Raw genomic sequence first — 12,375 nt, forward strand, 5'->3', positions numbered from 1 at the left:
TTCATCACTGCTTGTAAATATAAACTTTAATTTCTAAATCTTTATAACAATGGTAGAATGAGAAATAACGTTAAAAAGAGTACACAATGAAACAAACTTTATCTATACAGTCTATTTTAGATTTAGAAAATAACCAAGAACGCGAGTCTGCTGTTGTTAAGTTATTAAATAAAGCGTTACAAGATGAAGACTACTCATTTGCTCAAGAAGTGGCGGAGTTTATCTTGTATCATGGTATCGTAGGATTGCATTTTTCCTATCGTTTACAACTATATAGTATCTCTTGGCTTAGCAAATACTACCATTCTATGCGTATAGGAGAGCATCAGGATAATTCATTAACAGAAGATGATATTACCAATGGTGCTTTGTCATGTGCACTTAAATTTAGAGACGTTATTCCTGGTATAGCATTTGATATTGAAGCAAGCCCCGAAGAAATCGAAAAGGGAAATGATCAAATGTTTACCTTTTACACCTTATCTGGGCTTTCTACTGATTCTGTCTATCGCTCTGTTATGCTACAGTGTATTTTAATGGGAGATGAAGAATCAACACGAGAACTCTTTGATATATGGCAAACTAAACAAGCCTGTGAACAACTACCTGATTGTCAAGCCTGCGTACAACATAGTTTAGTCGAGTATCACCACTTTTTAGGGGATTTTGAACAAGCACTAAAAGAGGCAACGCCTATTCTTGAAGGTAAAGTATCTTGCGAGCATATTCCTCAAGCGAGCTACTATCCTATTATAGATAGTCTTATTCGCCTAGGGAAATATGAACAAGCCAACTCATTACTTGATGAGGCAATCACCCAAATAGAAGACGAAGAAAATACCTACTTATTCCATATTCCTTATATGGCACAGCTACTCACACGCTTAAATCGTAGTGAAGAAGCTTCTGAATTATTACAACACTATAATAACGATTTAGTCCGCCTAGGTAGTATATATCCTTATGTCTATCTACAGTATTTAGTCGCACTTTCCCCTTATCATCCTGATGCACTTTCTGATGCAAAACGTTTAGCCAAATTATTTGATGAACGAAACGAAAATAGCTACTACCAAGCTTATGTAGAATTTATGTATGCCAAGACAACTATTCACTAATTCAATCATCTCATCAGATTATCATTGGTTTTTAGACCTAAGGGTAAAATGACCACGATAATAGACACTTCGTTTTATAATAGAGTGTTTTAGGGTTTCTTTACCTATTTATTTTTACTTCAAATTAACTGCTATTAATTATGTTAGATCAATACCAACCCCAACTCGTTGAAAAGAATGTACAAAAACAATGGGCTGACGGTGATGTTTACCGTGTGACAGAATATGCCAAAGATAAAAATGGCAATGACAAGCCCAAATACTATGCGTGTTCTATGCTTCCCTATCCAAGTGGTAAACTGCATATGGGACACGTTCGCAACTACACCATCAACGATATGCTAACACGTCAGTTACGCATGAAAGGCTATAATGTCTTAATGCCTATGGGGTGGGATGCTTTTGGTATGCCTGCTGAAAATGCGGCAATTAAGTCTAATGTACCCCCAGCACAATGGACATATGCCAATATTGACTACATGAAAAGTCAGCTTAAAGCGATGGGATTTGCGATTGACTGGTCTCGCGAAATGACAGCTTGCGATCCAGAATACTATCGTTGGAATCAATGGATGTTCCTCAAGATGCTTGAAAAAGGTATCGCTTATCGTAAAACGCAAGTCGTTAATTGGGACCCTGTTGATAATACTGTACTCGCTAATGAACAAGTAGTTGATGGTCGTGGATGGCGTTCTGGTGCTTTAGTGGAAAAACGAGAAATCCCCGGCTATTACTTACGCATTACAGACTATGCAGAAGAATTATTAGATTGTGTTAAACACCATATGGACGGTTGGCCTGAACGTGTCCGTATCATGCAAGAAAATTGGTTAGGCAAAAGTGAAGGGATTCGCTTTGCCTTTACACATGATATTCGTAATGAACAAAATGAGCTTATCCAAGATGGTCGTCTCTACGTTTTTACGACTCGTCCCGATACCATTATGGGCGTAACTTTCTGTGCCGTTGCACCAGAACACCCACTCGCAACAGAAGCCGCTCGCCGTAATCCTGCATTAAATGATTTCATTGAGCAAGCTAAACTGGGTGGAACAACTGAAGCAGAGATGGCAACCAAAGAAAAAGAAGGTGTATTCACTGGTTTTTATGTTACCCACCCTCTCAATGGACAACAAGTTCCTGTATGGATTGGTAACTATGTCCTAATGAGCTATGGGGACGGTGCAGTAATGGGCGTTCCCTCTCACGATGAACGTGATTTTGCCTTTGCTAAAAAATACCAATTACCCATTATTCAAGTTATTGATTTCAAAGATAAAATATATTCAACAGATGCTTGGCAAGAATGGTATGGTGATAAACAAACAGGGGTTTGTATTAACTCTGGGGTATTAGATAGTTTAAACTTCAAGCAAGCTTCTGATAAAGTCGCTCAATTACTAACCGATAAGGGTATGGGCGAAAAACAAACTACGTGGCGTTTACGTGATTGGGGTATTTCTCGCCAACGCTATTGGGGAACACCTATTCCTATTATCCATTGCCCTGATTGTGGCCCCGTTCCTGTACCAGAAAAAGACCTACCTGTTGTATTACCAGAAGATCTTATTCCTGATGGTACTGGTAATCCACTTAATAAATGCGAGGCTTTCCTCAAATGTCATTGTCCTCAATGTGGCAAAGAGGCACGTCGGGAAACAGATACCATGGATACTTTTGTAGATTCTTCATGGTACTTTATGCGTTATACCTCACCCAATAATCAACAAGCTATGTTTGATGAGCGTAATGACTATTGGATGCCAATGGATCAGTATATTGGTGGAATCGAACACGCTGTCATGCATCTTTTATATGCCCGTTTTTGGTCAAAAGTATCTCGTGATTTAGGTTTAGTAAAGTTTGATGAACCATTTACTAATTTACTTACGCAAGGTATGGTACTAAACCATATCTATAACCGCCGAAATGAAAAAGGGGGTATTGAATATTTCTGGCCAGATAAAGTCGAAAATATCTATGGTGATAAAGGTCAAATTATTGGTGCAAAATCACTAGAGGATGGTTTACCCGTTAATTATGCAGGTATTGGCACAATGTCTAAATCAAAGAATAACGGTGTTGATCCTCAATCTATTATTGATACCATGGGCGCAGATACAGCTCGCTTATTTGTCATGTTTGCTAGCCCACCAGAACAAACCTTAGAATGGTCAACAACGGGCGTAGATGGTTCTAACCGCTTCTTACGTCGTTTATGGACAATGGCATATAACCATCGTGAAATCGTTGCCCGTGCCAAAACAGAAGTTGATTTTTCACAAGCGCCTAAAGCAGTTAAAGCACTTCGCCTAACGGCACATCAATTACTTCGTCAAGCAAATTATGACTATGAGCGTATGCAATACAATACCGTTGTATCCGCTAATATGAAGCTACTCAATGCCATTGAAGATGCTAAACTTGAACCATCTGACTATAGCGATGCAGCTCTTAAAGAAATTATTGGGATATTATTGCGTATGCTTTACCCTGCTGTCCCTCATATTACCTATACTTTATGGCAATCACTTGGCTATGACAAAGTATGGGGAGATCTCTTAGATGCACCATGGCCTGAAGTGGATGAGTCTGCATTAGTAGCAGATGAAATTGAAATGATGCTTCAAATTAACGGTAAACTTCGTGGTGCCATCACCGTACCTAATGGTGCTTCTAAAGAAGAGATTGAAGCATTAGCACTTGCTCACCATCAGATTACAAAACACTTAGAAGGACGTACGCCTAAACGTATTATTGTTGTTCCTAATAAGCTTGTAAATGTTGTAGGTTAATTGCTTTTATCAAAGGATTTGGCTTTTATGCAAACGAAAAAAACTGCTATTTCTTACCGTTTACTACTAGGTTTACTTGCCTTTTGCGTTTTTCTAACTGCTTGCGGTTTTAAAATGCGTGGTCAAACTGACCTACCTTATAAAACGGTTTATACCAATATTTCCCGTAATACTAGTTTTGGGATTTATATTTATCGTTTGCTAAAAGCTAGTTCTCCCGATACAGTAATGGTAGATGATGCTAAAGATGCTGATATCATCATCACTCAACTGAGCATGAATCGTAACCGTACCGAAGTTTCTCTTGATGCAGATGGTAAGGTGGAAGAATATGAACTAGGGATTTCTTTACACTTTACCGTTACAGATAACCAAGGTAATGTTTTAATTGAGCCTTCTTCTTTAGATAGCACACAACTACTACCTTATGACGAAGATGTTGCCGATGCTAAAAACGCAGAGATGTCATTGGTGTATAGCAATATGGAAAAAAGTATTGCCGATAGACTTTATCGTCGCCTTATTTCTGAATCGCTGGTAGAACGCTATCGTTACTTTAATCCTCAGTAACTTATCTCTTTTTACCCTCTTCTACTATGGCACAACATATTAAATATGACGCATTTGAAGCGTATTTAAAGAAACAAGGCAATCATATTGATCGATTGTACTGTGTCATGGGGGAAGAGTTACTTTTACGTAATGAAACAGTTGATTTCATTCGCCAGCATTGCCGACAACTTGGGTTCAGTGAACGGGTCAGCTTAGTATTAGAAGCCAATGGGCCTTGGCAAAAGATTCAAGAAAATCTTCATAATACCTCACTTTTTGCCGAGCAAAAAATACTAGAAATTACACTACCAACGGGCAAACCAGGTAGAGTTGGAGGACAGGCTCTTATTGAGATGGTAGAAGCCATTCAAAAAGGGTTCACAAATGATACAACTATTATCCTTAACTTACCCAAACTGGATAAAAAAACTCAAGAAAGCAAATGGTATAAGGCAATCAATCAAGTCGCTATTACCATTAATATTCCCCAAATTACTCGCCAGCAATTACCTAACTGGATGCGTCAGCGTTTTGCCTTACAACAGCAACAAATTGATGATGATGCCCTCCACTATTTAGCAGATAAAGTCGAGGGAAATTTATTTGCTGCACACCAAGAAATTCTTAAATTAGGCTTAATACATGAAAAGGGGAATATTAATCTTCAAAGTATTGAAGCCTCTGTCAGAGATGTTGCTCGATTTGATGTTTTTCAGCTTACTGATGCAATGCTTAAAGGCGATGCAAAACGTAGCATTCGGATTTTACAATGCTTACAAGATGAAGGAGAAGCATTACCGCTTATCCTTACGATGATTACCCGTGAAATACGAACACTCTATGCTTTAGCATTTCATCAACGAGAAGGCAAAAACCTGACACTATTAATGAATCAACTACGGATTTTTAGTTCAAGGCAATCCCTTTTTCTCTCTGCCTTACAACGTCTTAGTTTAGTAAAACTCATAGGACTGATTCAACATGCCAATGATATTGATCGATTATTTAAAGGGTATCCTGTAGAAGGACGATTAAAAGATGCCTGGCAAGAAACCAAACGGCTGATTATTAAAGTCGCTCAAGATGGCATACTGTAAGACAGTTATTTATCTCATTCTTTCCTAGGAAGCCACTTTATGACAATTTCCCTTGACGACACTATGCAACATTTAGGGCAAAATGCCAAGCAAGCCGCACGACAAATGCGTACCGTGTCTTCCGTACAAAAAAATAAAGCGCTTCGATGGTTGGCTGATGCAATTGTTGAACATACTGCTTTTTTACAAACAGAAAACGCAAAAGATATAGCACTAGCACAACAGCATGGTTTAGCATCCGCCTTAATTGACCGATTAACCCTATCGGATAAAACCATTCAAACGATGGTAGCAGGGTTACATCAAATTGCTCAACTTGACGACCCTATTGGTAGTTTAGGCCCTACTCGGTGCTTACCTAATGGTATTCGCATTGCTAAAATGACCGTTCCTTTAGGTGTGATTGGTATTATTTATGAATCACGTCCTAATGTTACGATTGATGCCGCAGCCCTTTGCTTAAAAGCAGGAAATGTCGCTATACTTAGAGGGGGAAGTGAGGCCTTTTATACCAATCAAGCACTCGCCCAACTCATACAAAAAGCATTAACCTACGCTGAATTACCTTTGCACGCCGTTCAACTCATCCCGACCACTGATAGAGAAGCAGTCAGTCACTTAATCCAAATGACCGATACCGTTGATGTCATTATTCCTCGTGGTGGTAAAAGTTTACTTGAAAGATTAAAAAAAGAGGCTAAAGTGCCACTTATCATGCACTTAGAGGGTAACTGCCATATGTATATTGACAAAAGTGCAAATCCCAATATGGCAATTGACTTAGCCTTTCATGCAAAAACATACCGCTATGGTATCTGTGGTGCATTAGAGACACTACTTATTCATCAAGATATAGCAGAAACAGTTCTTCCCATTTTAGCAGAAAGATTTACACAAAAAGGCGTAGAAATGCGAACTTGTTTACGCACACAAGATATACTCCCTCATACAACTTTAGCAACACCAGAAGACTGGGCAACCGAGTATCTCGCCCCTATTATTGCCATTCGTATCGTAGATAATATTCACCAAGCCATTGAACATATTGAACAATACAGCTCTGGTCATACAGAATCTATTATTACAGAAGATAGGCAAGCCGCTTATTTATTTCAGCAAAGTATCGATTCTGCTGGTGTTTATGTTAATCTACCCACCATTTTTGCCGATGGTTTTGAATATGGACTAGGGGCAGAAATTGGGATTTCAACTAATCGTCTTCATGCAAGAGGTCCTGTTGCCGTTGAGGGATTAACCACTTATAAATGGGTACTTTCTGGTGAAGGACAACATAGGGAATAATCATATGCTTTATTTATGGCTTAAAATTATACATATTATTTTTGTAATCTCTTGGTTTGCAGGTTTATTCTACCTCCCACGCATTTTTGTTAATCTTGCTCAAAATCAGCAAAATCCTATTATTTATGATTATTTATTAGGAATGTCAAAACGACTCCTCCGTTTTATGACTATTATTGCAATACCTGCCATTATAACGGGGCTTTGGATGATGATTCAGTTTAAGATTGGAGCAGGAATGGGCTGGTTACATGCTAAACTATGCTTTGTTTTTTTTATTCTCTTGTACCATGCTTCCTGTTTTAAAATACACCGTCAATTTGAACAAAGAAGTAATCAAAAAACACATATCTTTTTCCGTTGGTACAATGAAATTCCTTTATTTTTATTACTAGGCGTTGTTGCTTTTGTAATTCTTAAACCCTTTTAATTCACTATGACAGAAGAAACACCTCGTAAAAAACTTAGTATTAATCGTCAAAGCAAAGATGAAAATAAACCCCGTCAAAGGACAGGGGCAAGGGCTCGTCTTGTTGCGATGAATGAAATCCGTAAACAAGTAGAAGAAAATGCTTCCTCACGGACAGCTAAAACAAACAAACCCTATAATGAACGTTTTGATCGATATGATGAGGACAAAGGGTTTAGACGACCTCGTACAGCAGGCTATGCTCGTCATCGCACCAGCCTAGAAGAACGAATGGCAAGGGGAACTGGTCATCGTTTTAAACCACAAACAAACTTTACCCCCCCTCAAACCTATGCCAGTTATCAAGAAGAAATTTTTCCTGTATTTGCTCCCTGCCCTATCGGTTTAGAGCAAGTATTAGCAAAGGAACTCGAATCACTTGGTTTTCAAGGCATCAATGTTGGGCGTTCAGGTTGTGCTTTTAAAGCAGATTGGACAGGTGTTATGCGTGCCAATCTTTATTCTCGTCTTGCCACTCGCATTCTTGTACAAGTTGCTTATGCTAAGGTAAACACCGAAGATGATATTTATACTCTCGCTCGTCAAGTAGCATGGGAACGCTGGTTTGGTGCAGAACAAACACTTCGTGTCGATACCTCTGCGATCCGTAGTCCTATGCAAAGCCTACAATTTTGCAATTTACGTGCAAAAGATGGGATTGTTGATCGTTTGCGTGAAATAGAGGGCGAACGTCCTAGTATTGATACCGTCAGACCTGATGCAAAGGTACATCTTTTCCTTGACAGTGAATCCGCAACACTCTATTTAGACACCTCTGGAGAATCCTTATTTAAAAGAGGTTGGCGTTATGACAAAGGACAAGCACCTTTACGCGAGAATTTAGCCGCTGGTATCCTTGCCCTTGCTGGCTGGCAACCTACCCAACCACTGTATGACCCTTTCTGTGGTAGTGGCACTATCTTAATTGAAGCGGCATGGATAGCCAAAAATATCCCACCGGGTATTAATCGTCCCTTTGCTTTTGAACGGTTACGCGGAATGAATCGTCATGCATGGGCAGCCCTCAAAGAACAAGCATTTGATGAAATTATACCAACACTTAATGTCCCCTTATTTGGTTCAGATATAGATACCACTGTTATTCAAGCTGCTTATGCTAATTTAGATAGAGCTAAACTACCTGAAAACAGTATTCACTTTTCTCAGCAAAATGCACTACATATAAAATCACCCACCGTACAGGCAGGTTTTCTGATAACAAATCCACCCTATGGTGAGCGATTAGGGGCAGAAGATGAAACCTTTTGGCGTGAATGGTCTAGTGTTTTAAAAAACCAATTTGCACAATGGCAAGTTCACGTTATTACAAATGATATGGATTTTCCCAAAAAACTCCGCTTAAAACCCAATCGTCGTACACCTGTGTTCAATGGTGATATTGAGTGTCGTTTATTTGGTTTTGAGATTGTTTCTGATAGTTATCGACAAAAATAGCCTATGAGTAACCTTTCTTTTTCTTCTCCTTCACGGCTTAAAATTTTTGCTAGCCAAATGTATGAGGGTATGCTTTTACTCGGACTCATTTTTGGCTTTAGTTTAATTTTTGATGCCTTAACCAATCGTACAGACTATCATCGACTTTTTTATGTCAGCCAAGCCTTTATTTTTATATTGATAGGTGTTTATTTTATCTTATCATGGTATCGAAAAGGACAAACTTTACCGATGAAAACATGGGGTATCGTATTATGTGATACAGAAGGAAAACGCCCCACTATCCCTCAATTAATACTACGTTATGTACTCGCATGGATTTTTCCATTCATTGGTGCTTACGCCGTTCATCTACTGGCTGAATCTATCGGGTGGGCATCTATTACCATGTTAGTTATTTTTACCCCTTTTTTAAATTTTATTTACTCATGGTTCGATAAAGAGGGTTTATTTTTACATGATAGAATAGCTAGAACACGCTTGGTAAACAAATCCATACATTAGGGGCTAGTAATCTGAAGCCATAAAATCTATAATACTAGTTATCCTAGGAAATTTTAGCTCTTGACACATTATGACAAGCACAAATCAATACGATTCTTTATACGATACCTACGAATGGTTCGTTCCCAATAATTTTAATATTGCTTCTGCTTGCTGTCATCGTTGGGCAAATAGTCCCCATGAGGCACGGCAAGCCGCTATTTATTTTGAAGATCAGGTGGGGCAACTGACTAGCTTGTCTTATGGTGCCTTATCTGAACGTGTCAATAAGCTAGCAAATGGCTTTATCCGTATGGGTGTTCAACCACAAGATCGCATTGCTATTGCCTTACAACATTCCGCCGAAACAGCCATTACTATTCTTGCTGCGATTACCGTTGGAGCGATTGCTGTTCCACTTAAAGCAAATCTTAGTAACACTGACTATGATAAGCGTTTAATGGATTGTGCTGCTCGTATTGCGATTGTGGATAAACATACTATTGGTCCGATGACTAATGCTATTGACCATAACCCTACCCTTCGCCAAAGCCTTAAACAAATTATTGGTATTCATACCGAAGATGAACGTGTTATTCCTTGGCGTACCTTATTAGCACGTCAGCCTAATCAGTTTACCATGATACCCGCTGACCCCCATATGCCTGCGATCATGTTTTATCCTGATCATGAACCTTTACGAGCAACAGTTATTACCCATGAAGCTATTGTTGGTTCATTACCGGGGTTTGTCGCATCACAAAACTGGTTTCCTAAACGTCATGATATTTTTTACACCACTTATGACTGGAGTACACCATTAGGATTGCTTGGTGCATTACTACCTACCCTCTATTTCGGAAAAACTATTGTCGGGTGTCCAAGCGGACGTACTATCCCTCGCTTATTTACCCTATTAGAGCATTACCCTATTAGTAATATTCTCGCTTCTGGTCAAGAGCTTCGCCGTATTCAAAGTTATAAAGACCCTCTTTCATCTTTTGATTTGGTCGTCCGTTGCATTTCCTGCCCTGAAGAAGATAACTCACCCGAACTAAAAGCATGGGTCAAAGATCGCTTTAATGCCTCTCTTAATAGTATCTTTATGCCACTAGGTTTTTCATATATTGTGGCAGAATCTGAAGAGAAATGGAAAGATAAACTCGGTAGTATGGGTAAAGCCGTTCCTGGACACACTGTTGAAATTCTCCGTGATAACGGTACAATTGCTAATGTTGGTGAAATTGGTTATTTATGTGTCAGTGCTAATGATAAGCATGGTGAAGTAGATCCTGCTTTATCCACTTATTTTTGGTCTCAAGCACATTTACAACATATTGCACCTTTCTCTCAAAATTGGTATAACACAGGGATACGCGCTCGCAAAGATGAAGATAACTACTTCTGGCGAGTCCCTATCACCCCACCTCCTGAGGCTGAGTAATCATCATATAGCCATAAGAGGTAAAGGAAATACTTATGGCTATTTATCAACTACATAACCTTATTCCCTCTATTGACCCAAGTGCTTATATCTTTGAGAATGCCACCATTATTGGCAATGTAAGCATCAAAGCGAATGTTAGCATCTGGTCTCATGTCTCTATCCGTGCTGATAACGATAGCATTACGATTGACGAAAATAGTAATGTTCAAGAGGGAGCTGTTTTACACGTTGATCAAGAAACCCCTATGTATATTGGGAAAAACGTTACCATTGGTCATCAAGCCATGCTTCATGGCTGTACCATCCAAGAGGGTAGCCTTATTGGTATGCAAGCCATTGTTTTAAACCGTGCTGTTATTGGAAAAAACTGTCTTATTGCTGCAGGTGCTATTATTCCAGAAGGTAAAATTATTCCCGATAATTCTCTGGTAATAGGTGTAGCTAAAATAGCACGTACATTGAGTGAAGAAGATATTCAACAAATGCAAAAAGGGACTGCAAATTATGTGGAACGGGCAAAATATTATCGGGAATATCTTAAACAAATAGCGTAGTAATAAACTATATCATCACCACTCAAAAAAGATAAATACAAAAATCCCATTAATATATTCACTATATTAATGGGATAACCGTATTATGAGAAACCATCAACCACTAATGATACATCATTAATGTTTTTGAGGATTTTCTTCCTGTTGCGGTGTATTAGGTATAAATAATTGCGCACTGTCAATTGCATCAAAAACATATGCCTTACCACAGAACTCACAATTAACTTTTACCTCATTTTGTTCACTTAATATACTTTCCACCTCTTCAACACCTAGCATTTTAAGCATATTAGCAACACGCTCACGCGAACAATCACAGTGCCACTCAACAGGCTGTGGCTCATAAGCAAGCAGATTTTCTTCCCAAAACAGACGATGAATTAAGGTTTCTTCATCAATTTCAAGTTGTTCGCTCGGTTTAATGGTTTCTGTAAGCATGACAGCTCTTGTCCATGCACTTTCTGCCGTTTCACTATCTACTTCTTGCCCTCCACCATGCGGTAAACGTTGAAGTAAAAGACCCGTTACTTTCTGCTCATTTGCCGCAAGATAGAGACGTGTATCTAACTGTTCAGAACTTTTCATATAAAGTGCTAAGACTTCTGCTACCGTATCCCCTACTAATGGTACAACACCCTGATAAGCCTGTTGTCCCTCTTGGCGATTTTTGGGATCTAAAACCACAATAAAACGTCCATTACGATTCGCATTCAGTAATGATTGTAAATTATCCGTATCTTTAATCGCAAATTCTTGGCGAATTTTAATCGTTGCTCTTACTTGAAGTTGTTGATTACATTCCACCACAATTAGGGCGATAGGACCATCACCTTGAAGTTGAAGAATTAAAGAGCCATCAAACTTAATATTAGAAGCCAATAAAACCGCAGCAGCACTTAATTCACCTAATAAATGACGCAAAATCGGATGATACGATTGATGCTCTAACATATCATGCCATGTTTGGTTAAGATTAACCGTTTGAATACGGACACTACGGTCATTAAATAAATATTTTCTTAGCGTATCATTCATCATTAATAAGAGTAACCTTTTACAAAAATAGATAAAGCACTCTCTTATAACTAAAATAGTCATTCTAC

11 protein-coding genes are annotated in these 12,375 nt (G+C 38.7%); 10 read left to right on the plus strand and 1 reads right to left on the minus strand.

The window, feature by feature from the left end; all coding sequences use genetic code 11:
* The first annotated feature begins 86 nt into the window (after positions 1 to 86).
* The 10 genes from F9B76_RS03900 to F9B76_RS03945 all read left to right on the plus strand — a co-directional run bounded on the left by F9B76_RS03900 (position 87) and on the right by F9B76_RS03945 (position 11,272).
* Entirely contained in the window at positions 87 to 1,118 is a 1,032-nt protein-coding gene (locus tag F9B76_RS03900) for a tetratricopeptide repeat protein (RefSeq protein WP_159990933.1), read from the plus strand.
* 140 nt (positions 1,119 to 1,258) lie between these two features.
* Positions 1,259 to 3,913: a leucine--tRNA ligase gene (gene leuS, locus F9B76_RS03905; RefSeq protein WP_159990934.1), complete on the plus strand. Its 2,655-nt coding sequence runs from the start codon at positions 1,259 to 1,261 to the stop codon at positions 3,911 to 3,913.
* A 27-nt stretch (positions 3,914 to 3,940) separates the two neighbouring features.
* Positions 3,941 to 4,483, plus strand: a complete 543-nt coding sequence (locus F9B76_RS03910; RefSeq protein ID WP_159990935.1) for an LPS-assembly lipoprotein LptE — start codon at positions 3,941 to 3,943, stop codon at positions 4,481 to 4,483.
* 26 nt (positions 4,484 to 4,509) lie between these two features.
* Positions 4,510 to 5,562, plus strand: coding sequence for a DNA polymerase III subunit delta (holA, locus tag F9B76_RS03915; protein ID WP_159990936.1), 1,053 nt, complete (start codon positions 4,510 to 4,512; stop codon positions 5,560 to 5,562).
* A gap of 39 nt (positions 5,563 to 5,601) precedes the next feature.
* On the plus strand, positions 5,602 to 6,864 hold the full coding sequence (locus F9B76_RS03920; protein ID WP_243140678.1) for a glutamate-5-semialdehyde dehydrogenase: 1,263 nt from the start codon (positions 5,602 to 5,604) through the stop codon (positions 6,862 to 6,864).
* A 4-nt stretch (positions 6,865 to 6,868) separates the two neighbouring features.
* The gene (locus tag F9B76_RS03925) at positions 6,869 to 7,294 is read left to right on the plus strand and encodes a CopD family protein (protein ID WP_159990937.1); all 426 of its coding nucleotides are present in this window, start codon (positions 6,869 to 6,871) and stop codon (positions 7,292 to 7,294) included.
* 6 nt (positions 7,295 to 7,300) lie between these two features.
* On the plus strand, positions 7,301 to 8,788 hold the full coding sequence (locus F9B76_RS03930) for a THUMP domain-containing class I SAM-dependent RNA methyltransferase (RefSeq protein WP_159990938.1): 1,488 nt from the start codon (positions 7,301 to 7,303) through the stop codon (positions 8,786 to 8,788).
* Positions 8,789 to 8,791: 3 nt separating this feature from the next.
* On the plus strand, positions 8,792 to 9,292 hold the full coding sequence (locus F9B76_RS03935; RefSeq protein ID WP_243140679.1) for an RDD family protein: 501 nt from the start codon (positions 8,792 to 8,794) through the stop codon (positions 9,290 to 9,292).
* A gap of 70 nt (positions 9,293 to 9,362) precedes the next feature.
* The gene (locus tag F9B76_RS03940; RefSeq protein WP_159990939.1) at positions 9,363 to 10,715 is read left to right on the plus strand and encodes an AMP-binding protein; all 1,353 of its coding nucleotides are present in this window, start codon (positions 9,363 to 9,365) and stop codon (positions 10,713 to 10,715) included.
* Positions 10,716 to 10,750: 35 nt separating this feature from the next.
* Positions 10,751 to 11,272, plus strand: a complete 522-nt coding sequence (locus F9B76_RS03945) for a gamma carbonic anhydrase family protein (protein ID WP_159990940.1) — start codon at positions 10,751 to 10,753, stop codon at positions 11,270 to 11,272.
* Positions 11,273 to 11,389: 117 nt separating this feature from the next.
* Here F9B76_RS03945 and hslO read toward each other — a convergent pair whose 3' ends face one another.
* Entirely contained in the window at positions 11,390 to 12,307 is a 918-nt protein-coding gene (gene hslO / locus F9B76_RS03950) for an Hsp33 family molecular chaperone HslO (protein WP_159992091.1), read from the minus strand.
* Positions 12,308 to 12,375 lie beyond the last annotated feature (68 nt).

Origin of the sequence: Pelistega ratti, assembly GCF_009833965.1 — a bacterium.
GTDB lineage: Bacteria > Pseudomonadota > Gammaproteobacteria > Burkholderiales > Burkholderiaceae_B > Taylorella > Taylorella ratti.

What these genes read in the sequence shown, in the direction of transcription:
- F9B76_RS03910 (WP_159990935.1), top strand. Translation starts at nt 3,941, where the DNA reads ATGCAAACGAAAAAAACTGCTATTTCTTACCGTTTACTACTAGGTTTA.
- hslO (WP_159992091.1), bottom strand. Translation starts at nt 12,307, where the DNA reads ATGAATGATACGCTAAGAAAATATTTATTTAATGACCGTAGTGTCCGT.
- holA (WP_159990936.1), top strand. Translation starts at nt 4,510, where the DNA reads ATGGCACAACATATTAAATATGACGCATTTGAAGCGTATTTAAAGAAA.
- F9B76_RS03900 (WP_159990933.1), top strand. Translation starts at nt 87, where the DNA reads ATGAAACAAACTTTATCTATACAGTCTATTTTAGATTTAGAAAATAAC.
- F9B76_RS03920 (WP_243140678.1), top strand. Translation starts at nt 5,602, where the DNA reads ATGACAATTTCCCTTGACGACACTATGCAACATTTAGGGCAAAATGCC.
- leuS (WP_159990934.1), top strand. Translation starts at nt 1,259, where the DNA reads ATGTTAGATCAATACCAACCCCAACTCGTTGAAAAGAATGTACAAAAA.
- F9B76_RS03930 (WP_159990938.1), top strand. Translation starts at nt 7,301, where the DNA reads ATGACAGAAGAAACACCTCGTAAAAAACTTAGTATTAATCGTCAAAGC.
- F9B76_RS03945 (WP_159990940.1), top strand. Translation starts at nt 10,751, where the DNA reads ATGGCTATTTATCAACTACATAACCTTATTCCCTCTATTGACCCAAGT.
- F9B76_RS03935 (WP_243140679.1), top strand. Translation starts at nt 8,792, where the DNA reads ATGAGTAACCTTTCTTTTTCTTCTCCTTCACGGCTTAAAATTTTTGCT.
- F9B76_RS03925 (WP_159990937.1), top strand. Translation starts at nt 6,869, where the DNA reads ATGCTTTATTTATGGCTTAAAATTATACATATTATTTTTGTAATCTCT.
- F9B76_RS03940 (WP_159990939.1), top strand. Translation starts at nt 9,363, where the DNA reads ATGACAAGCACAAATCAATACGATTCTTTATACGATACCTACGAATGG.